The sequence below is a fragment of the Buttiauxella sp. A111 genome (genome assembly GCF_014189855.1).
Taxonomy (GTDB): Bacteria; Pseudomonadota; Gammaproteobacteria; order Enterobacterales; family Enterobacteriaceae; genus Buttiauxella; species Buttiauxella selenatireducens.
Genome location: NZ_BJFN01000001.1, coordinates 292,009 through 312,077 on the forward strand (window position 1 = coordinate 292,009; position 20,069 = coordinate 312,077).

Sequence of the window (20,069 nt, forward strand, 5' to 3'; positions counted from 1 at the left end):
TTGACACCATCCCAGTGATTGTAACAACAGGTAATTATATTGTTACGTGTTAGTTGCATGTTCGCCAGGCGACCGTCAATCAAGTGGACATCTGGAGAAGATTCGTGTGGCTGCGGCTAATTGAAAAATCCTAAAAAGCCCATCAGGGAGTATTTATTGATTTTTAATGCATGGTTACCGTTTATTATTCATGCATAACGAACACACCGCGTACCTACTCCTCATTTATTGTATGGATAACAGCCGCCCATGACTGCTCTCGACTATTTAATGAAGTTTCGCAAAATCAGCTCATCTGAAAGCCTGGAAAAACTGTTTGATCACCTCAATTACAACCTGACAGATAATAATGAGCTGATGAATATGTATCGCGCAGCCGATCATCGTCGTGCTGAATTAGTCTCGGGCGGGCGTCTGTTTGATTTAGGCTGCGTGCCAAAATCGGTCTGGCGCTATGTGATCTAGCCTCTCTCAGGTAGCAAAGCGCTGAAAAAACCTTATAATCCTCCCGCCTTATGATTCACATAAGGAAAGTTTCACACTTTTTCGGGAGGTAATATGACGACCATGCAAGAACCCACGCAAGCACCACGTATTGCAGGCTGGCTTCTGGCCCCTCTCGCCTGGCTTTTGATGACGCTTCTCAGCAGTACAATTGCGCTGGCCATTTATCTTATGATGCTCATCTCCCCAGAAAGCCATCGACTTATGAGCGCTCAAGGCCCCAAAATGGTGATCTTTTGGTATACCTCGATTGCCTGCGCGATTGCTATGTGGGGTTATACCATGTGGTTGACGATCGCCTTCTTCAAACGTCGTAAGAATGTGGTACGTCATTATATTTTTTGGTTATTGTTGTCAGTACTGTTAGCGATTAAAACCTTCGCATTTTCCCCAGTAAGTGACACGCTGGCATTACGTCAGTTGATGTTTCCTTTATTGGCTGCTGCCTTGTTGGTTCCTTACCTCAAGCGCTCAAGCCGTGTGAAGCAAACATTTATTAAGCCGTAATAACCTTATAAACACCCCGTTGTCGTTATTGGCCAGTTGGCCGATAATAGGCGGCTTTTTTTTGTTTCAGGTCTTATTCATGACAGATTATTTGCTGCTCTTTGTTGGCACGGTGCTGGTCAATAACTTCGTATTGGTGAAGTTTCTTGGTCTGTGTCCGTTTATGGGGGTTTCCAAAAAACTGGAGACCGCCATCGGCATGGGGCTGGCGACCACTTTTGTACTAACGCTGGCTTCTATTTGCGCCTGGCTGGTCAATGAGTTGATCCTTGTTCCTCTCGACTTAGTCTATTTGCGCACGCTGGCCTTTATTCTGGTGATTGCCGTCGTCGTGCAATTTACCGAAATGGTGGTTCGCAAAACCAGCCCGGCACTCTATCGCCTGCTGGGAATATTTTTGCCACTCATCACCACGAACTGTGCGGTGCTGGGTGTTGCGCTGCTCAATATCAATCTGGGCCACAACTTCCTGCAATCAGCACTCTATGGGTTTTCAGCAGCGGTTGGTTTTTCGCTGGTGATGGTGCTATTTGCGGCCATTCGCGAACGCATGGCCGTCGCCGATGTGCCCGCTCCTTTTCGCGGCAACGCTATTGCGCTGATCACTGCTGGCTTGATGTCTTTGGCCTTTATGGGCTTTAGCGGATTGGTTAAGTTCTGATGAGTACTATTTGGATTGCTGTGCTTGCATTGGGCCTTTTAGGCCTGGTATTTGGGCTGATACTCGGTTACGCCTCACGCCGTTTTCTCGTTGAAGAAGACCCGATCGTCGATAAAATTGATGAATTGCTGCCGCAAAGTCAGTGCGGCCAGTGTGGCTATCCAGGCTGTCGCCCATACGCAGAAGCCGTAGGAAACCAGGGTGCGAATATCAACCTGTGCGCCCCTGGTGGCGAAGCTGTTATGCACAAAATTGCCTCGTTACTGAACGTCGATCCACAACCTATTGGTGGCGATGGCCAGGCTCAGGAACCGGTACGAATGCTGGCGGTTATCGATGAGCCCAACTGTATCGGTTGTACCAAGTGCATTCAGGCTTGCCCGGTTGACGCCATTGTTGGCGCGACGCGTGCCATGCATACCGTTATTAGTGACCTTTGCACCGGATGCAATTTATGTGTCGACCCGTGCCCAACGCGCTGTATTGAATTACGCCCGGTCGAAACCACCACAGAAAGCTGGAAGTGGGATCTGCAAACCATCCCGGTTCGACTGATTCCGGTGGAGCAACATGTTTAAGCTATTTACCCGTTTCAACAAAGATAAAATCTGGGATTTTGATGGCGGCATTCATCCGCCAGAAATGAAGACTCAGTCAAACGGCACACCGTTACGCCAGGTTCCTTTACCTCAAAAACTGGTTATCCCGTTAAAGCAGCATATTGGTGCTGAAGGCGAGCTGTGCGTGAAACCCGGTGATTATGTTCTGCGCGGTCAACCTTTGACTCGCGGGCGTGGTCGCATGCTTCCGGTTCATGCCCCAACCTCAGGAACCGTTACCGCCATTGCGCCCCACTCCACTGCTCATCCTTCTGCGCTGGCAGAGTTGAGTGTGATTATTGAAGCCGATGGCGAAGATAAGTGGATTGAACGCGATGGCTGGCAAGACTATCTCTCCCGCAGCCGCGAAGAGCTGATTGAGCGTATTCATCAGTTTGGTGTGGCCGGTTTGGGTGGCGCAGGCTTCCCTACAGGTAATAAATTGCAGGGTGGCGGAGATAAAATTGATACGCTGATTATCAATGCTGCTGAGTGCGAACCGTACATTACTGCCGACGATCGCCTGATGCAGGATTGTGCCGCGCAAATCATCGAAGGTGTACGCATCCTCGCGCATATCCTGAAACCCCAACGCGTATTAATCGGGATTGAAGACAACAAACCGCAAGCGATTTCGATGCTGCGTGCGGTGTTATGCGACACCCACGGTATTCAACTGCGCGTGATCCCGACCAAATATCCATCCGGTGGAGCGAAACAACTGACCCAAATTCTGACGGGCAAGCAGGTTCCCCAGGGTGGGCGTTCTTCTGATATTGGCGTATTAATGCAGAACGTCGGTACAGCCTTCGCGGTGAAACGCGCCATAATCGACGGTGAACCTTTAACCGAACGCGTGGTGACGTTAACCGGCGAGGCGGTTCAGCAGCCCGGGAATGTCTGGGCGCGGCTGGGGACCCCTGTCCGCCATCTACTCGATTTCGCCGGTTTCCGACCAGGCCATGATCAACAAGTGATTATGGGCGGCCCACTGATGGGCTTTAGTCTGCCGTGGCTGGATGTGCCGGTGGTTAAAATCACCAACTGCTTGCTGGCCCCGTCTGCCAATGAAATGGGTGAACAGCAAGAAGAACAGAACTGTATTCGTTGCAGCGCGTGCGCCGATTCTTGCCCTGCCGATTTACTGCCACAACAGCTTTACTGGTTTAGCCGCGGGCAGCAGCACGATAAAGCACAAGCGCATAACCTCAAAGACTGTATCGAGTGCGGAGCTTGCGCTTATGTATGCCCAAGCAGCATTCCACTGGTGCAATATTTCCGTCAGGAAAAGGCGGAGATCCGCGAAATAGAGCTCGAAGCAAAACGTACGGCGGAAGCAAAAATTCGTTTTGAAGCTCGCCAGGCGCGTCTTGAGCGTGAAAAATCCGCCCGACTGGAGCGCCATAAAAAGGCCGCTGTTCAGCCCACAGCGCAAGATAACGATGCAATTCAGGCAGCCCTTGCGCGCGTGAAAAACAAACAAGCGCAAAGCCATGAGCCTATTGTGATTCAGGCAGGAAGTTTGCCTGATAACCAACAAGTCATCGCTGCTCGTGAAGCACGCAAAGCGCAGGCTCGCGCTCGTCAGGCAGAGAAAGAATCGCAAATTAGCGTGGCAGAAACACAGACAAACGATCCGCGCAAAGCGGCGGTCGAAGCGGCTATTGCCCGGGCTAAAGCACGTAAAGCCGCGCAAGCCGGTGAATCTGTACCTGTTGTCAAAACCGTTGAAGTGGCAAACACCGAACCCGTTGACCCACGCAAAGCCGCCGTCGAAGCGGCTATTGCCCGAGCTAAAGCACGTAAAGCCGCGCAAGCCGGTGAATCTACGGCTGTTGCGAAAAGCGCTGAAGTGGTAAACGTCGAACCCGTTGACCCACGCAAAGCCGCAGTCGAAGCCGCTATTGCCCGAGCTAAAGCACGTAAAGCGGCTAAGGCTACTGAGGAATCTGTAGAAGAAACCGCAGAAGAACAAGATCCGCGTAAAGCCGCGGTTGCCGCTGCTATCGCCCGAGTCCAGGCACGAAAAGCAGCGCAACAAATGGCATCAGAGGAATAGATGGTTTTCAAGATAGCAAGCTCCCCTTATACCCATAACCAACGCAGCACCTCCCGGATTATGCTGCTGGTAACCTGTGCCTGCGTGCCGGGAATGGCAATGCTATGGTACTGGTTCGGTTGGGGCAGCCTGGTGCAAATCGCATTAGGCGTCCTGACGGCCGTCGCCGCAGAACTGCTGGTGATCAAACTTCGTAAGCAACCGCTGAGAATTCTGAGTGACAATTCAGCTGCGTTAACCGGCCTGCTGTTAGGCATGAGTATTCCACCGCTTGCCCCATGGTGGATGGTGATCCTCGGTACCGTATTCGCGGTTATTATCGCTAAACAATTGTATGGCGGGCTTGGCCACAACCCATTTAACCCGGCAATGGTCGGCTACGTGGTGTTGCTGATTGCCTTTCCGGTACAAATGACATCGTGGCTCCCACCACAATCACTTGCCGCTACGGTGCCTGGTTTTGCCGATTCGTTACAGGTGATTTTTTCGGGTGCCACTGCTGCGGGTGACAGCATGTCGCAACTCCGCATGGGCATTGATGGCATAAGCCAGGCCACACCACTTGATACCTTTAAAACCGGGTTGCGTGCCGGACATTCCGCAACGTCCCTGATGCAGGCTCCTATTTATACGGGCGCACTGGCTGGGATTGGCTGGCAGTGGGTCAATCTGGCATTCCTGGCAGGTGGCGTCTTCTTATTGATGAAAGGCGCAATTCGCTGGCATATTCCGGTCAGTTTCCTGATAACGCTGGCGGTGTGTGCCACGCTGGGTTGGATATTTTCCCCTGAAAAATGTGCCTCGCCAGTCATTCACCTGTTCTCTGGTGCAACGATGTTGGGTGCATTTTTCATTCTTACCGACCCCGTTACCGCATCGACAACGAATCGTGGGCGTTTGATTTTTGGCGCCCTGGCGGGGGTTTTAGTGTGGCTAATTCGTACCTACGGCGGTTATCCAGATGGCGTTGCGTTTGCCGTGTTGCTGGCAAATATTACCGTCCCATTGATTGATTACTACACCCGTCCTCGGGCTTATGGACACCGCTAAGGAAATGTCATGCTGAAAACAATGCAAAAACATGGCGTTACTTTGGCGCTGTTTGCCGTACTGGCTACGGGTCTGACGGCAGTGGTCAATGCTCTGACCAAAGACACCATCGAACAACAGGCAGTTGCGCAGCAAAAGCTGTTGTTTAACCAGGTTATTCCGGCTGATAGCTACAACAATGATATTCAAACCAGCTGTGTGGTCGTGAATAATTCGCCGTTAGGAACAGGCACACACCATATTTATGTGGCACGTCTTGGCGAACAGCCCGTTGCCGTGGTGATGGAAGCAACAGCACCAGATGGCTATTCTGGCGCGATTCAATTGCTGGTCGCGGCTGATTTTAACGGCAAAGTATTAGGTTCGCGCGTCACGGAACATCATGAAACACCGGGCCTTGGCGATAAAATCGAAACACGACTGAGTAACTGGATTACCTATTTTTCCGGTAAAACCATTCAAGGTAGTGATGACCCAAGCTGGGCGGTTAAAAAAGATGGTGGTCAGTTTGACCAGTTCACGGGCGCGACTATTACACCTCGTGCCGTGGTTAATGCGGTAAAACGCGCGGGACTGTTCGCTAAAACCTTACCCTCGCAAATTGATAACCTGCCTGTTTGTGGAGCACAACCATGAGCGACGTAAAAGACATTATCGTTCAGGGGCTATGGAAAAATAACTCAGCCCTGGTTCAGCTGTTGGGTATGTGCCCTCTGCTAGCGGTAACCTCCACGGCCACCAACGCACTCGGCCTTGGCCTTGCGACTACGCTGGTGTTGGTATTGACCAACAGCGCTATTTCCGCGCTACGTCAGTGGGCTCCAGCAGAAATTCGTATTCCGATTTATGTGATGATCATTGCTTCGGTGGTGAGCATCGTACAGATGTTGATCAACGCTTACGCCTACGGCTTGTACCAGTCATTGGGGATTTTCATTCCATTGATTGTGACCAACTGTATCGTTATTGGCCGCGCCGAAGCATTTGCAGCTAAAAATAGCGTGCCCCTTGCCGCTCTGGATGGCTTAGCCATTGGTCTGGGGGCGACCAGCGCAATGTTTGTTTTAGGTTCGCTGCGTGAAATCATTGGTAACGGAACGTTGTTTGATGGGGCCGATGCGCTGCTGGGTAGCTGGGCTAAGGTGCTGCGTATTGAAGTCTTCCATACTGACACGCCTTTCCTGCTCGCGATGTTGCCACCGGGTGCATTCATCGGCCTGGGTTTAATGTTGGCAGTGAAGTATCTGATTGATGAAAAAATGAAAACGCGCCGCGCAGCGAAAGCTGCTGCACCTGAAGGGAATCCAGAGAAAGCGTAATGAATAAAGCCAAACGGTTAGAGATCCTCACACGTCTGCGTGATAACAACCCTCACCCGACCACAGAGTTACATTTCAGCTCCCCGTTTGAATTGTTGATATCGGTATTGCTGTCAGCACAAGCTACCGATGTCAGCGTCAATAAAGCCACGGCGAAGCTATATCCGGTGGCGAATACACCTCAGGCCATACTCAACTTAGGTGTGGATGGTGTGAAGTCGTACATCAAAACCATTGGCCTGTTTAACAGTAAAGCCGAAAACGTCATCAAGACCTGCCGGATATTGCTCGAGCAACATAACGGTGAAGTGCCGGAAGACAGAGCTGCGCTGGAGGCCTTGCCGGGCGTGGGTCGTAAAACGGCAAACGTGGTGCTCAATACTGCGTTTGGTTGGCCCACTATCGCCGTCGACACCCACATTTTCCGCGTCTGTAATCGCACCAACTTCGCTCCAGGTAAAAATGTTGAGCAAGTTGAGGAAAAACTACTTAAGGTCGTTCCGGCAGAATTTAAAGTGGATTGCCACCATTGGTTAATTCTCCATGGCCGTTACACCTGCATCGCCCGTAAGCCCCGCTGTGGCTCATGTATCATTGAAGATCTCTGCGAATTCAAAGATAAAGTTGATATCTAATCCGCTGCCTGCTTCTTATGAAGCGGGCGATATCTCTCCCTGCCTCCAATGTCACTGCTAACAGCAGAAAATCCATTGATTTATTCTGCATATTATTACCGCTTCGTTTACTTCATCTGGTGTGTAATCACTCGAAGAGGTTAATCGTTTTTTTACGATAAGAATTTTCCATAACTATGTGACATAGATCGCTTTGATAACTTGATGTTAAATTTAAGTCATCAAAATGAAATAAATAACCTCGTAATACACAGTGATAACCCAACTCAAGCAGTACAATAGCCTGCACAAATCTTTACACCTGGCCCATATCACTACCCATTCGGCCGTAAAGCAGAATATATAACTAAATTTCGTTTATTTTAGCATTCGAGAAGAGAATAAATTGGCAAAGCGCATTTTGATAAAATTTAACGCTGAATAACAATTTGCTTTGCGGAGCTTTATCTCGCGCGAGATAAATGTAACAGGTTATTACAAACCTCTTGCCTGATGTCTCAGGATAGTGAACATTACCCGCCGTTTCCCCTTTCTTATAACTAAAAAAGCGAATGCATTCTCGGCATAGCGCTTAAAAACTCCTGTTAAATTGGGATGTAAAAAAAGAGGTATATGTGTCGACTGCAAACAAAAAACCAGCAGAAAGCGTTAGTCTGAATGCTTTCAAGCAACCTAAATCGTTCTACCTGATTTTCTCTATCGAATTATGGGAGCGTTTTGGCTACTACGGCCTCCAGGGCATTATGGCCGTATACCTGGTCAAAATGCTGGGTATGTCCGAAGCTGACTCCATCACCCTGTTCTCTTCCTTCAGCGCACTGGTCTACGGGATGGTGGCGATTGGTGGTTGGTTAGGTGATAAAGTTCTCGGCACCAAGCGTGTCATTGTGCTCGGTACCATCGTACTGGCTATCGGTTACGCGCTGGTAGCTTACTCCGGTCACGATGTTGCTATCGTTTATATGGGTATGGCGACTATCGCTGTGGGTAACGGTCTGTTTAAGGCTAACCCGTCCTCCCTGCTTTCCACTTGCTATGAAAAGGATGATCCACGTCTGGACGGTGCATTTACCATGTACTACATGTCCATCAACATCGGTTCATTCTTCTCAATGCTTGCCACGCCATGGCTTGCTGCGAAATATGGCTGGAGCGTTGCGTTCTCTCTGAGCTTCGTGGGTATGCTTATCACCCTCGTAAACTTCATGTTCTGCAAGAAGTGGGTCAAGAACCACGGTTCCAAACCTGACTTCCAACCTGTTCACTTTGGTAAACTGGCAACCACTATTGTGGGTGTTCTGGTGCTGGTTACCGCGGCAACCTGGCTGCTGCACAACCAGGGTATCGCACGTATGGTTCTGGGCGTCGTCGCTCTGGGCATCGTGATTATCTTTGCTAAAGAAGCTTTCGCAATGCAGGGTGCTGCTCGTCGTAAGATGATTGTTGCGTTCATCCTGATGGTGCAGGCAATTGTGTTCTTCGTGCTGTACAGCCAAATGCCAACCTCTCTGAACTTCTTTGCGATTCGTAATGTTGAGCACTCTATCCTGGGTGTCATGTTCGAACCTGAGCAGTTCCAGGCACTGAACCCGTTCTGGATTATGATTGGTAGCCCGATTCTGGCTGCAATCTATAACAAGATGGGCGACCGTATGCCGATGCCGCACAAGTTCGCATTCGGTATGGTTCTGTGTTCCCTGGCCTTCCTGGTGCTGCCACTGGGTGCTAAGTTCGCATCTGATGCCGGTATCGTATCTGTAAGCTGGTTAATTCTGAGCTATGCGCTGCAGAGTATCGGTGAGCTGATGATTTCCGGTCTGGGTCTGGCGATGGTTGCACAACTGGTTCCACAGCGTCTGATGGGCTTCATCATGGGTAGCTGGTTCCTGACTACCGCAGGTGCTGCAATTATTGCAGGTAAAGTTGCTAACCTGATGGCTGTACCTGAAAACGTTACAGATCCGCTGGTTTCTCTGGAAGTTTACGGTCGTGTGTTCATGCAGATTGGTATTGCCACCGCAGTCATCGCGGTTCTGATGATGATCACTGCACCGAAACTGAGCCGTATGGCACAGAGTGACGAAAAAGCTGAAGCCGCTAAGGAAACAGCTACCGCGTAATGTAGCGGGAAACATAAAATTTTAAGCCGTTAGCTTCATGCTTAACGGCTTTTTTTTTATCTGAATGAGCACTACCATAGAGTATCTTTGCGCCCTATAGGAGTTCAGAAATGAAACTGTATTATAAAGCTGGTGCCTGTTCCCTCTCCCCTCATATTATCCTGCGTGAAACTGGTGTTGATTTCTCTCTGGTTAAAGTCGATTTAGCGGCGAAGAAAACCGAAGCGGGTGACGACTATCTCGACGTGAATGCAAAAGGACAAGTCCCCGCGCTGCTGCTTGATGATGGTTCACTGCTGACTGAAGGCGTGGCGATTGTGCAGTATCTGGCAGATAAAGTACCTGACCGCCAATTACTTGCGCCTGCCGGCAGTATGACGCGCTACCACACGCTCGAATGGCTCAACTACATCGCAACCGAGTTACATAAAGGTTTCTCACCGCTGTTCAATCCGGCCACACCGGAAGAGTTCAAACTCATCACTCGTGCGGCACTGGAGAAGAAATTCAGATACGTCAACGAAGAGCTCAATGATAAACAGTGGCTGATGGGGCTGCGCTTTAGTGTGGCAGATGCGTATCTGTTTACCGTGTTGCGCTGGGCGGGTGCGGTGAAACTGAACATGGAAGGGCTAAGTAATATCGATGCGTTTATGGAACGAATGAAAGCGCGTCCTGCAGTAGCTGCTGCATTAACGGCTGAAGGGATTTAATTCGATGGGTTGTGCTTAGTCGGATAGCGCTGTTGACTATCCGACCTATTGCCAGCAATTCAGAAGGCGGAATGACGCATGCGTCACCCGCTTTTTTATTACAGTTTCACCGCAGTGAAATAATGCTCTGGACGCGCAATACCTTCCTGCGCTGCAACCAGTTGTAACTCGTATTCTTCCATTTTCTTGGTCACGACCATGATGTCGTAAACCGCTGCCGTGACATGCTCTAATGCTTCGCGTAGCGTGGCACCATGCAAAAGATTTACCAGCAGCAGCCCACTCGTCACATCACCCACGCCGACTGGCTGGCGCTCACCAAAATCGACCAATGGGCGATGGATATGCCAGGCTTCATCGGCCGTCACCAATAGCATTTCAAAGCGATCCTGCTGATAAGCTGCGCGCGCCAGGTGTTTCACCAGCACAATTTCCGGGCCCAGATTAATCAACTCTCTCGCGGCATGTACCGCTTCTTCTACCGTGTTAACCGCATGACCGCACAGGATTTCAAGCTCAATCAAGTTTGGCGCGATAATGTCACTGGCTGGCAATGCGTAACGCGTATGGAATTCAGCAACACCAGGGGCGACGATACAGCCCTTTTCAGGATGCCCCATGACTGGGTCACAGAAATACTTAGCACCTGGATTCGCTTCTTTAACTTTACGCACAATAGAAAGAATGTGTTCGCCCTGTTCCGCTGAGCCAAGATAACCACTCAGAACTGCGTCACAACGCTCTAATTGCCCAATATCTGCAATCCCCTGCACAATCTCGCTGAGGTGACTGGCTGGCATTACGCTGCCTGTCCATTTTCCGTATTGGGTATGGTTGGAGAACTGTACTGTGTTCAGCGACCATACGTTTGCACCAAGACGTCGCATCGGGAATTCTGCGGCACTGTTACCTGCATGACCGAAAACTACATGGGATTGGATGGCAAGAATGTTTTTCATTTCTCTACTCGGATACACCGATTTTTATAGTGGTTGTGAAATAACAACGGGTGGTAAAAATAAAGGGCGTGGTTTCCCACGCCCTTCTGTTCATTCTTAATTACTTCCAGCAAACGAGGCAGTAATTTTTCTTGCCCCGGCGCAGCAAGGTGTAGCGATTGAAAAGAATATCGCTATCTGCAAAGGTATATTCCGGGTCAGACTGCTTCTCGCCGTTAATGGTGATGGCGTTTTGCGCGATGGTTTTACGTGCCTGGCCGCGTGACGGTTGCAGCTCGGAATCAACCAATGCCTGTTGCAGGTCAGCGCCGCGCTCCATTTCCACCATCGGTACGCCGTCTTGTGCCAGTTGCTCAAGGTCAGCTTCGGTCAAATCGCTCAGGTTGCCATTGAACAGGCTGCTGGTGATACGTTTCGCCGCTTCCAAACCTTCTTCACCGTGAACCAAACGAGTCACTTGCTCTGCCAGCACATATTGCGCACGCGGAGCCGTACCGCTGTTCTTGTCTTCTTCTTCCAGCGCGTTGATTTCTTCGAGGCTCATGAAGGTGAAGAACTTCAGGAAACGATAGACATCGGAATCAGCCGTGTTAATCCAGAATTGGTAGAATTTATATGGACTGGTTTTCTTAGGATCCAGCCACACCGCACCACCTTCAGTTTTACCAAACTTGGTGCCATCGGATTTGGTGATCAACGGAACAGTCAGACCAAAGGCTTGTTGCTGATGCAGACGACGAGTCAAATCGATACCGGAGGTGATGTTGCCCCACTGGTCAGAACCACCGATTTGTAGAACCACGCCATGCAGCTTGTTCAGACATGCAAAGTCATAGCCCTGCAGCAGGTTGTAGGAGAATTCAGTAAAGGAGATACCGACATCATCACGGTTCAGACGCTGCTTCACGGCTTCTTTGTTAATCATCTGGTTAACAGAGAAGTGCTTACCAATATCTCGCAGGAAGGTCAGCACGTTCATGCCGCCAAACCAGTCGTAGTTGTTAGCCGCAATTGCTGAGTTTTCGCCACAGTCGAAATCAAGGAACGGTGCAACCTGACGGCGGATTTTTTCAACCCACTCCTGAACGGTATCTTCGGTATTGAGTTTACGCTCTGATGCTTTAAAACTCGGGTCGCCAATCAGACCTGTCGCACCACCCACCAGCGCAACCGGTTTGTGACCTGCTTCCTGGAAGCGTTTCAGGCACAGCAGAGGAACCAGATGGCCCAAATGCAAGCTGTCAGCGGTAGGATCAAAGCCGCAATACAGAGCAATTGGCCCTTGCGCCAGTCGCTGTGCTAACGCTTCTTCATCCGTTACCTGGGCGACTAAGCCCCGCTCTTGCAATTGTTTTATCAAATTGATGCTTGCCATCAAATTCTCCATCTATATACGACTGCACCTTGGCCGGTACACGGCTTTTCGCCAGTTGACGAAAGGAAGTAATTTCTTAGGGGACATAGAATAAAGCGCCAACAACCGGAGTGCCAGCGCTTAAAACAACAATTTGCCTATGTTATGGAGCCAGACGGTCTATTTTCCAGGCACTGCCTTCACGCTGGTATAAAAAACGATCGTGTAGACGATGTTCTCCACCCTGCCAGAATTCCATTTGTTCAATTGTTACGCGATACCCCCCCCAGAAACTGGGTAATGGAATTTCGCCCTGCTGGAATTTCTGTTTCAGTTCAAGGAATTTACTTTCAAGAATACCGCGAGCGGAAATTCGGCTGGATTGTTTGGAAACCCAGGCACCGATTTGGCTGTCACGCGGTCGACTGTGGAAATACTTCATCACTTCGAGTGTGGATAAGCGCTCCGCAGTACCCTGCACCATCACCTGACGGTCGAGCATATGCCAAGGGAAATGCAGACTTATACGTGGATTATTTTCCAGATGATGCGCTTTGCGCGAACCGAGATTGGTATAAAACACCAGCCCACGTTCATCAAAGTGTTTGAGCAAAACAATACGCTGATACGGTTGGCCGTTCTCATCAACCGTGGCCACCACCATGGCGGTAGGATCAGCAAGTTTTGCGTCGCAGGCTTGAGCTAACCAGCGCTCAAACAGTGCTAACGGTTGTTCAGTAAGATCATTACGGCGCAAGCCACCTTTAGTGTATTCGCGGCGCAGATGTGCAATTTGTTGCAGAGAGTCGTTATCAGACATGGCGTTACGTCAGGCTATCGTAAGGTGGAGCTATTGTGCGCCCCACCCTAAGAAATCTCAACGTTTTGGATTTTGTAGCTGGCAATTATTCAGTACAATCTGGTCTTTACGATACACCGTAGCGGTATCCCCCTTCGACCAGAACACGTAAACCCCATCAGTATAGCGGGCACCCGATGCGGATAAGCCCTGTGTCAGTGATAAGTATTCGTTGTCGTAAACAAAGCTCACCATACTTTTTTGGTTGTTTTGTTTAACCGTCAGGGGTTTTTCATCACATTGATATTGCAGCGTATCCGTCTGCATACGTTCTACAAAAGTGTTGTAGTAGCTACATCCGGCAAGCATGAAGGGGATGGTGGCAATAAGTAGTTTTTTCATCTGCATGTCCTGAAGTTCTTATTATTTCTTATAAAGGGGGAGCATAACCTCCCCCATTAACTTCAGTTTAGAGATTTAGTGCTGAAGATTATTTCAGTTAACTCTGATTATGCAGTGGATTTGCAGGAAAAATTGCACCTATCACACTGGCGGCCGACGCGCCCGTTACCGAAGGCAGATTACCCGGTAACCCAGATAACGTGCGGAAGGCAAGCCAGGCGAAAGCTAACGCTTCCATATCATCACCACTGATTCCCGCGTCGTCAGTGGTGGTGACTTCGATTCCAGCCAGGAGCCCAGCCAAACGGGCCATCAATAAAGGATTACGGCTGCCCCCGCCACACACCATCAGGCGCTCACAACCGCCGCTCAACAAGACTTGCTCTGAAATCGTTACCGCAGTCAGTTCGGTCAGTGTCGCCTGAACATCTTCTGCAGCAACGCCCGGAAATGCCGCGAGTTGACGCTCGAGCCAGCCATAATTGAAATACTCGCGCCCGGTACTTTTTGGCGCGGGCATCGCAAAGTAAGGATCGCTTAGCATTTGCTGCAACAGCGGGAGAATCACCTTACCGCTGATCGCCCATTCCGCGTCTTTATCGTAGGCTTTCCCACGCTGACGCCAGATCCATGCATCAATCAGCATATTTCCCGGCCCAGTGTCGAAGCCGCGCACCGGTTGTTCGGGAATGAGCAGCGAGAGATTTGCGATACCGCCGATGTTGAGCACCATACGATGTTCAGTAGGATGCCCAAGTAAAGCCTGATGGAAAGCAGGCACGAGTGGTGCTCCCTGTCCCCCAAGCGCCATATCACGACGACGGAAGTCCCCCACAACAGTGACACCCGTACGGGCAACAATCTGATTATTGTCACCAATTTGCATGGTATGAGGCGCTTCACCATGTGGCTCATGCCACACCGTTTGCCCATGGCAACCAATGGCGGTGACATCCGTATACGTCAGCCCTTGTTCAGTCATCAGGGTTTGTATCGCCTCAGCGAACAATTTACCCAGCCGATTATCAAGCTGTCCGAGTTGAGAAAGGGTTAATTGTTGCCCCTGGCAGATAGCCAGAATGGCTTTTTTGATATCCAACGGAATCGGATGGCAGTAACTGGCCTGCTGGGCAACAAGATGTTCATCGATCGCTGCCAGAACGACATCAATACCGTCCAGGCTGGTACCTGACATCACACCGATATAACGCCCTGATTTCATCTGTTACTCCTGGAGACTCGCCAAATAGTGGGATTAATTCCTTCATAAACTAACATTCAATGCGGTGATTAATTAATATTTTTAATAACATTGCGTCACAAAATGAGAGTGAAAGTGGTGTTATGCCCTAACTGCAACTGGTTTAAGCCTGGTTAATGCAGGCTTTTTTAGTATCAATGCCATAATGGGGCTGAACTAATATTAAATTCAGCACCTAAATACCATATAATTTAGACATGATGGATGCTCAGTTGGGCGTTTCTAGATGATCAGGAGAGTCATAAATGATTTCACGTATACTGGCAGTCTCGTTAGTGGGTTTAACTTTGGCTGGTTGTACTAACACCAGCACGCTTTCAGGCGATGTTTATAGCGCCTCAGAAGCCAAACAAGTTCAAAGCGTAACCTACGGCACGTTGGTATCCACCCGTCCGGTTCAAATCCAGGCAGGCGAAGATTCAAATGTGATGGGCGCGATTGGTGGTGCTGTTCTGGGTGGTTTCCTGGGTAACACTGTTGGCGGGGGTACCGGTCGTTCACTGGCAACTGCCGCTGGTGCAGTAGCAGGTGGTGTTGCGGGCCAGAGCGTTCAGGGTGCACTGAACAAAACCGACGGTGTTGAGCTAGAAATTCGTAAAGATGATGGCAACACTATTCTGGTCGTGCAGAAACAAGGCAAGACCCAATTCGTAGCAGGTCAACGTGTACGTATCGCCAGCAACGGCAGCCAAACGACTGTATCACCAAATTAATAATGCCAGGGGCGGCTTGCTTGCAGGTTGCCCCACGTTATTTCTGCAGTATCGATTGTTGCAAAATAGAAAGCCTCACCGAATGATGAGGCTTACTGAAAGGCATTACTCTTTTGTCTGTAGATGAACGATGTTTTGCTCCAGGCGATTAATCAGGTCAAGTAATAGTTCTTGTTCTTCAGAACTGATCCCCAACAAAATTTCATTGCGCGTTTTTTTAATAACCGTTTCCATCTCATTAATAATTGGCTCAGCACGTTCAGTAAGCTTTATGCGTTTCGCCCTTCGGTCATTCGCACAAGTTTGACGTGAAATAAGCCCTTTCTCTTCCAGTTGGTCGAGCGTTCTAACCAGTGATGGTTGCTCAATACCAATCGCTTTGGCCAACTGAATCTGTGACTGCTCGGGCGGTAACTGGTGAATATTGTGCAGCGTTACCCAATGCGTCTGTGTCAACTCCAGAGGTTTCAGGCGATGGTCAATCAGAGCACGCCAAATGCGCACCAACCGTGCCAGATCCGATCCTAGTGGCGATTCCAATTTCATCTCCTTATAATTAGCTTGCTAACTTATTATACTGATTTTAAACTATTGTGCAGGCATTAATTGAAAAATTAGATTCCTTACTTTTGCTGACGTTAAGCAACCAGCTATACTTTTAGTTTACAACTAAGTCAGGGGAAACGGCAGTCATCCCCGGAAATTTAAAGGATTATCTGACGTGAAACTCGATTTTTTAACATCCGGCCTGCCGCTCCAGGACTTGGTTGTAGGAGCTTCAATCTACTTCCCCCCTATTTTTAAAGCGATATTCCTGGGCTTTTTTATCTGGCTCATTCTTCATCATTTACTGCGTGACTGGATGTATTCCGGTGATATCTGGCATCCGACATTAATGGATCTGTCGTTATTTTCACTCTCCGTCTGTGCAGGACTTGCGTTTCTGGTGGTCTGGTAAAACATGAAAACAATAAAATACTTTTCCACTTTGCTGATTTTCGCTGTAGCCATCATTGTTGGCTGGTTGTTATGGAATTATTACATGCAATCTCCGTGGACGCGAGATGGGAAAGTGCGCGCCGAACAAGTCAGCATCACGCCCCAGGTGTCGGGAACCATTACTCAACTCAATATTGAAGATAACCAGTTCGTCAAAGCGGGTACGATACTGTTCACGATTGACCCCACGCCCTATCACATTGCACAACTGAACGCGGAAGCGCAGTTAGCCCAGGCGCAGTCTGAACTGGCAAAAGCCAGCAATGAAGCACTGCGCCGCAGAAATTTACCCCGCAATTACATATCGGCTGAAGATATGGATACCGCGAATATTAATGTCAAAGCCGAGCAAGCCGCAGTCAAAGCGGCCGAAGCTACGCTTGAACAGGCAAAATGGCAAATTACTCAAACTACGGTCAGCGCACCGGTGGATGGATGGGTGACGAATCTCTCAACGCGAACCGGTAACTACGCCACTGTGGGCCAACCCGTCTTTGCCCTCGTCGACAGCCACTCGTTTTACGTTGTGGGTTATTTTGAAGAAACCAAACTGCGCCATATCCAACCCGGTGATGCTACACAGATTGTTTTGTATAGCGGGCATATTCCATTAAGCGGCAAAGTACAAAGTATTGGGCGCGCGATATACGATCAAAGCGTGGAAAGTAATAGTGATTTAGTACCGGACATTAAACCTAATGTGCCGTGGGTGCGCCTGGCCCAACGTGTTCCTGTGCGCATTCAGCTAGATGAAATCCCGCAAGGAATTACTCTGGTTTCCGGCACCACCTGCACCGTGACCATTAAGCACTGACCTCGCCGATGAAATTCTCCGCGTTGACATGGCGAAATACCCCCTGGGCGAAAGCGAATGCAGGCCAATGGCGTTACGCACTGCGTAATGCTATTGCGATGTGTCTCGCACTCACCATCGCCTACTACCTCAATTTAGATGAACCTTACTGGGCAATGACCTCAGCGGCCGTAGTCAGTTTTCCAACGGTCGGCGGCGTGGTCAGCAAAAGCCTTGGGCGAGTCGCGGGTAGCCTGATAGGTGCGATGGCCTCCCTGATCATTGCGGGGAATACGCTCAACGACCCGTGGTTGTTCACCTTTGCGATGGCGTCGTGGCTTGCGCTCTGTACCTGGAGCTCCAGTCATTATCAGAACAACGTGGCGTACGCCTTTATGCTGGCGGGCTATACCGCCGCGATCATCGCTTTCCCCATGGTGAATACCGTCGATACCACGCAACTTTGGGATATCACACAGGCGCGTGTTTGCGAAGTTATCGTCGGTATTTTGTGTGGCGCATTCATGATGATGGTGCTGCCCAGTACGTCAGATGGCACCACGCTGCTCACCGCACTGCGCAATATGCATACGCGCTTGCTCGAACACGCCTCGATGCTGTGGAAGCCTGAAACCACTGATGCGATTCGTACCGCGCATGAAGGTGTTATTGGGCAAATTCTGACCATGAACCTGTTACGCATTCAGGCATTCTGGAGCCACTACCGTTTCCGCCGTCAGAACAATTTGCTTAACTATCTCATTCATCAGCAATTACGCATGACCAGTGTTATCTCCAGCCTGCGCCGTATGCTGATGAACTGGCCGAATCCACCTGAAAATTTATGGCCTGTTATGGACGCGCTGATCAAAGAGTTAGCGCGGGAAGATGTTCATAAGTACACCGTTGCACGTCTCCTTTCGCAGATTGCTCCCCCTTCAGAAGATGATTATCGCCACCAGGCTTTCTGGCATCGTCTGCGCTATTTCTGCTGGCTGTATCTCAATAGCAGCCGTTGGATGCGTGAACTGGAAAATGCCACTCCGGTTTCAGTACTCACTCCACCTGTCACCGCACCGCTGGCACGTCATACCGATAGTACTGAAGCCATATGGAGCGCACTGCGTACATTTTGCGTCATAACCATAACCGGAGCCTGGTGTATCAGCACCCAATGGGATTCAGGCAGTGGCGCATTGACGCTTGCGGCAATCAGTTGTGTGCTCTATTCGTCCGTACCTTCACCGCTGAATTCACTCACACTCCTGATGCGCACGTTGTTGTGGCTCTCAATGTTCAGCTTCCTGGTGAAATTTGGCCTGATGGTCCAAATTACCGATCTCTGGCAATTCCTGATTTTCTTGTTGCCGTTGTTGGCGACGATGCAATTACTGAAACTACAACAACCCAAGCTTGCCGGTTTATGGGGGCAATTGATTGTGTTCATGGGATCGTTTGTTGCCGTAACGAATCCCCCGGTTTATGACCTCGGCGACTTCCTGAACGACAATCTGGCAAAAGTTATCGGCGTGGGCCTTTCCTGGGTAGCATTTTCTGTACTGCGCCCGGGTTCAGACTCGCGGAAAAGCCGTCGTCATATTCGCGCATTGCGTCGCGGTTTCGTTGACCAGCTCAGCCGTAAGCCACTGCATTCTGAAAACCAGTTCGAATCACTGGTTTATCATCACATTAGCCAGCTAAGTAATAGTAAAGATGAGATGGCGCGTCGATGGCTGCTGCGTTGGGGCGTGGTGCTACTTAACTGCTCACATGTGGTGTGGCAACTTCGCGGTTGGGAAACACGCTCCGACCCGCTTTCTCAGGTACGTGATGTATGTATTCATACCCTGAGAGACATAATGAGCGAGCGAGGGGTTCAGCAAAACTCTTTAGCCCGGACGTTGCAGGAATTGCAGCGTATGTCGGATTCACTGTCGCACCACCATACTCCGGCCGCGCGTGAACTTGCCGGTATCATCTGGCGACTCTATTGTTCGCTTTCACAATTGGCACAAGCGCCGCCTGCCGAACAACCAGCAGGCAGCCGCTGAGTTTACTGGATCACACCACACGCGTATCGCGCGCCGCCACCGCCAAGCGGTTTAGGTTGATCGGACATATTATCGCCGTCGACATGCACCATCAGCGCCTTGCCTTTGACTTCATCAAGGGTTTTCAGGCGTGGTGCAGTCACGGGTTCGGTTGCAATGCCGTCATTATCGACCACCAGCACGGGTAAATCGCCCAGATGTCCAACGCCCATTGGCCCCATATGTTTACCGGTTTTATCGGGATCAAGGTGTCCTCCTGCGGCTTCAGCGGCCGAAGGTTTTCCCGCTTTCATTGCGGGCTCACAACTGCCGTTGGCATGAACATGGAAGCCATGCTCACCAGGAGGAAGTGTTCGGAGATCGGGCGCGAAAACCAGCCCTTTATCGGTTTCGGTGATTTTTACCGTACCAAGAGAATGACCAATTCCCTGTGGCGTGACGAGATTCATTTGAACCTCGGTGCTCGCAGCCTGAACTGCCGCACAGCTAAATAGTGTTAGAAAAGCCAGACTTATTCGCTTCATATTTACCTCCCGGATTGACTTTCAGCCTGTTAAGCATAGGCCATACC

The 20,069-nt window shown here is 49.9% G+C and carries 22 protein-coding genes; 15 read left to right on the forward strand and 7 right to left on the reverse strand.

What is annotated here, in order from left to right; all coding sequences use genetic code 11:
- Positions 1 to 249 precede the first annotated feature (249 nt).
- The 11 genes from ydgT (at position 250) to gstA (ending at position 10,167) form a co-directional block, all read left to right on the forward strand.
- On the forward strand, positions 250 to 465 hold the full coding sequence (gene ydgT / locus BSPA111_RS01305; protein WP_183269419.1) for a transcription modulator YdgT: 216 nt from the start codon (positions 250 to 252) through the stop codon (positions 463 to 465).
- Between the two features lie 93 nt (positions 466 to 558).
- On the forward strand, positions 559 to 1,011 hold the full coding sequence (locus BSPA111_RS01310; protein WP_183269420.1) for a DUF2569 domain-containing protein: 453 nt from the start codon (positions 559 to 561) through the stop codon (positions 1,009 to 1,011).
- 79 nt (positions 1,012 to 1,090) lie between these two features.
- Positions 1,091 to 1,672, forward strand: a complete 582-nt coding sequence (gene rsxA, locus BSPA111_RS01315) for an electron transport complex subunit RsxA (RefSeq protein ID WP_183269421.1) — start codon at positions 1,091 to 1,093, stop codon at positions 1,670 to 1,672.
- Positions 1,672 to 2,250: an electron transport complex subunit RsxB gene (gene rsxB, locus BSPA111_RS01320; protein ID WP_183269422.1), complete on the forward strand. Its 579-nt coding sequence runs from the start codon at positions 1,672 to 1,674 to the stop codon at positions 2,248 to 2,250. The genes rsxA and rsxB overlap by 1 nt, the downstream gene beginning before the upstream one ends.
- Entirely contained in the window at positions 2,243 to 4,330 is a 2,088-nt protein-coding gene (rsxC, locus tag BSPA111_RS01325) for an electron transport complex subunit RsxC (protein ID WP_183269423.1), read from the forward strand. Before rsxB ends, rsxC begins: the two co-directional genes overlap by 8 nt.
- On the forward strand, positions 4,331 to 5,380 hold the full coding sequence (gene rsxD / locus BSPA111_RS01330; protein WP_183269424.1) for an electron transport complex subunit RsxD: 1,050 nt from the start codon (positions 4,331 to 4,333) through the stop codon (positions 5,378 to 5,380).
- Between the two features lie 9 nt (positions 5,381 to 5,389).
- Positions 5,390 to 6,016: an electron transport complex subunit RsxG gene (rsxG, locus tag BSPA111_RS01335; protein ID WP_183269425.1), complete on the forward strand. Its 627-nt coding sequence runs from the start codon at positions 5,390 to 5,392 to the stop codon at positions 6,014 to 6,016.
- Positions 6,013 to 6,699: an electron transport complex subunit E gene (locus tag BSPA111_RS01340; protein ID WP_183269426.1), complete on the forward strand. Its 687-nt coding sequence runs from the start codon at positions 6,013 to 6,015 to the stop codon at positions 6,697 to 6,699. The genes rsxG and BSPA111_RS01340 overlap by 4 nt, the downstream gene beginning before the upstream one ends.
- A complete protein-coding gene (gene nth, locus BSPA111_RS01345) occupies positions 6,699 to 7,334 on the forward strand; it encodes an endonuclease III (RefSeq protein WP_183269427.1) in 636 nt (211 codons plus the stop codon). Before BSPA111_RS01340 ends, nth begins: the two co-directional genes overlap by 1 nt.
- A 614-nt stretch (positions 7,335 to 7,948) precedes the next feature.
- A complete protein-coding gene (gene dtpA / locus BSPA111_RS01350; RefSeq protein ID WP_183269428.1) occupies positions 7,949 to 9,454 on the forward strand; it encodes a dipeptide/tripeptide permease DtpA in 1,506 nt (501 codons plus the stop codon).
- A gap of 110 nt (positions 9,455 to 9,564) precedes the next feature.
- Positions 9,565 to 10,167, forward strand: a complete 603-nt coding sequence (gene gstA / locus BSPA111_RS01355) for a glutathione transferase GstA (protein ID WP_183269429.1) — start codon at positions 9,565 to 9,567, stop codon at positions 10,165 to 10,167.
- 98 nt (positions 10,168 to 10,265) lie between these two features.
- On the opposite strand, the gene pdxY is transcribed toward gstA, so the two are convergent.
- From pdxY to anmK, 5 genes are all read right to left on the reverse strand, one after another.
- The gene (pdxY, locus tag BSPA111_RS01360) at positions 10,266 to 11,126 is read right to left on the reverse strand and encodes a pyridoxal kinase PdxY (protein WP_183269430.1); all 861 of its coding nucleotides are present in this window, start codon (positions 11,124 to 11,126) and stop codon (positions 10,266 to 10,268) included.
- Between the two features lie 100 nt (positions 11,127 to 11,226).
- A complete protein-coding gene (gene tyrS / locus BSPA111_RS01365) occupies positions 11,227 to 12,501 on the reverse strand; it encodes a tyrosine--tRNA ligase (protein WP_183269431.1) in 1,275 nt (424 codons plus the stop codon).
- 142 nt (positions 12,502 to 12,643) lie between these two features.
- Positions 12,644 to 13,300, reverse strand: coding sequence for a pyridoxamine 5'-phosphate oxidase (gene pdxH, locus BSPA111_RS01370; protein WP_183269432.1), 657 nt, complete (start codon positions 13,298 to 13,300; stop codon positions 12,644 to 12,646).
- A 57-nt stretch (positions 13,301 to 13,357) separates the two neighbouring features.
- A complete protein-coding gene (mliC, locus tag BSPA111_RS01375) occupies positions 13,358 to 13,681 on the reverse strand; it encodes a C-type lysozyme inhibitor (RefSeq protein WP_183269433.1) in 324 nt (107 codons plus the stop codon).
- A 97-nt stretch (positions 13,682 to 13,778) separates the two neighbouring features.
- A complete protein-coding gene (anmK, locus tag BSPA111_RS01380) occupies positions 13,779 to 14,903 on the reverse strand; it encodes an anhydro-N-acetylmuramic acid kinase (RefSeq protein ID WP_183269434.1) in 1,125 nt (374 codons plus the stop codon).
- A gap of 284 nt (positions 14,904 to 15,187) precedes the next feature.
- Between anmK and slyB the strand changes: the two genes are divergently transcribed.
- Positions 15,188 to 15,655, forward strand: a complete 468-nt coding sequence (gene slyB, locus BSPA111_RS01385; protein WP_183269435.1) for an outer membrane lipoprotein SlyB — start codon at positions 15,188 to 15,190, stop codon at positions 15,653 to 15,655.
- Positions 15,656 to 15,760: 105 nt separating this feature from the next.
- Here the strand turns inward: slyB and slyA are convergent, their stop codons facing one another.
- Positions 15,761 to 16,201 (reverse strand): transcriptional regulator SlyA, encoded by a 441-nt coding sequence (gene slyA, locus BSPA111_RS01390; RefSeq protein ID WP_183269436.1) that lies wholly within the window; start codon positions 16,199 to 16,201, stop codon positions 15,761 to 15,763.
- A 175-nt stretch (positions 16,202 to 16,376) separates the two neighbouring features.
- Between slyA and BSPA111_RS01395 the strand changes: the two genes are divergently transcribed.
- Genes BSPA111_RS01395 through BSPA111_RS01405 form a run of 3 tightly spaced genes read left to right on the forward strand, consistent with a single transcriptional unit; the run spans position 16,377 to position 19,498 of the window.
- Positions 16,377 to 16,613 carry a DUF1656 domain-containing protein gene (locus BSPA111_RS01395; RefSeq protein WP_183269437.1) on the forward strand — a complete coding sequence of 79 codons (237 nt, stop codon included), beginning with the start codon at positions 16,377 to 16,379 and terminating at the stop codon, positions 16,611 to 16,613.
- A gap of 3 nt (positions 16,614 to 16,616) precedes the next feature.
- Positions 16,617 to 17,468, forward strand: coding sequence for an HlyD family secretion protein (locus BSPA111_RS01400; RefSeq protein ID WP_183269438.1), 852 nt, complete (start codon positions 16,617 to 16,619; stop codon positions 17,466 to 17,468).
- An 8-nt stretch (positions 17,469 to 17,476) separates the two neighbouring features.
- The gene (locus BSPA111_RS01405; protein ID WP_183269439.1) at positions 17,477 to 19,498 is read left to right on the forward strand and encodes an FUSC family protein; all 2,022 of its coding nucleotides are present in this window, start codon (positions 17,477 to 17,479) and stop codon (positions 19,496 to 19,498) included.
- Between the two features lie 2 nt (positions 19,499 to 19,500).
- Here BSPA111_RS01405 and sodC read toward each other — a convergent pair whose 3' ends face one another.
- Positions 19,501 to 20,022: a superoxide dismutase [Cu-Zn] SodC gene (sodC, locus tag BSPA111_RS01410; protein WP_183269440.1), complete on the reverse strand. Its 522-nt coding sequence runs from the start codon at positions 20,020 to 20,022 to the stop codon at positions 19,501 to 19,503.
- Between the last annotated feature and the right edge of the window lie 47 nt (positions 20,023 to 20,069).

Bases quoted from the DNA above. Each gene is read 5' to 3' on its own strand.
- ydgT (WP_183269419.1), top strand. From the start codon at position 250: ATGACTGCTCTCGACTATTTAATGAAGTTTCGCAAAATCAGCTCATCT.
- BSPA111_RS01310 (WP_183269420.1), top strand. From the start codon at position 559: ATGACGACCATGCAAGAACCCACGCAAGCACCACGTATTGCAGGCTGG.
- rsxA (WP_183269421.1), top strand. From the start codon at position 1,091: ATGACAGATTATTTGCTGCTCTTTGTTGGCACGGTGCTGGTCAATAAC.
- rsxB (WP_183269422.1), top strand. From the start codon at position 1,672: ATGAGTACTATTTGGATTGCTGTGCTTGCATTGGGCCTTTTAGGCCTG.
- rsxC (WP_183269423.1), top strand. From the start codon at position 2,243: ATGTTTAAGCTATTTACCCGTTTCAACAAAGATAAAATCTGGGATTTT.
- rsxD (WP_183269424.1), top strand. From the start codon at position 4,331: ATGGTTTTCAAGATAGCAAGCTCCCCTTATACCCATAACCAACGCAGC.
- rsxG (WP_183269425.1), top strand. From the start codon at position 5,390: ATGCTGAAAACAATGCAAAAACATGGCGTTACTTTGGCGCTGTTTGCC.
- BSPA111_RS01340 (WP_183269426.1), top strand. From the start codon at position 6,013: ATGAGCGACGTAAAAGACATTATCGTTCAGGGGCTATGGAAAAATAAC.
- nth (WP_183269427.1), top strand. From the start codon at position 6,699: ATGAATAAAGCCAAACGGTTAGAGATCCTCACACGTCTGCGTGATAAC.
- gstA (WP_183269429.1), top strand. From the start codon at position 9,565: ATGAAACTGTATTATAAAGCTGGTGCCTGTTCCCTCTCCCCTCATATT.
- pdxY (WP_183269430.1), bottom strand. From the start codon at position 11,126: ATGAAAAACATTCTTGCCATCCAATCCCATGTAGTTTTCGGTCATGCA.
- tyrS (WP_183269431.1), bottom strand. From the start codon at position 12,501: ATGGCAAGCATCAATTTGATAAAACAATTGCAAGAGCGGGGCTTAGTC.
- pdxH (WP_183269432.1), bottom strand. From the start codon at position 13,300: ATGTCTGATAACGACTCTCTGCAACAAATTGCACATCTGCGCCGCGAA.
- mliC (WP_183269433.1), bottom strand. From the start codon at position 13,681: ATGAAAAAACTACTTATTGCCACCATCCCCTTCATGCTTGCCGGATGT.
- anmK (WP_183269434.1), bottom strand. From the start codon at position 14,903: ATGAAATCAGGGCGTTATATCGGTGTGATGTCAGGTACCAGCCTGGAC.
- slyB (WP_183269435.1), top strand. From the start codon at position 15,188: ATGATTTCACGTATACTGGCAGTCTCGTTAGTGGGTTTAACTTTGGCT.
- slyA (WP_183269436.1), bottom strand. From the start codon at position 16,201: ATGAAATTGGAATCGCCACTAGGATCGGATCTGGCACGGTTGGTGCGC.
- BSPA111_RS01400 (WP_183269438.1), top strand. From the start codon at position 16,617: ATGAAAACAATAAAATACTTTTCCACTTTGCTGATTTTCGCTGTAGCC.
- BSPA111_RS01405 (WP_183269439.1), top strand. From the start codon at position 17,477: ATGAAATTCTCCGCGTTGACATGGCGAAATACCCCCTGGGCGAAAGCG.
- sodC (WP_183269440.1), bottom strand. From the start codon at position 20,022: ATGAAGCGAATAAGTCTGGCTTTTCTAACACTATTTAGCTGTGCGGCA.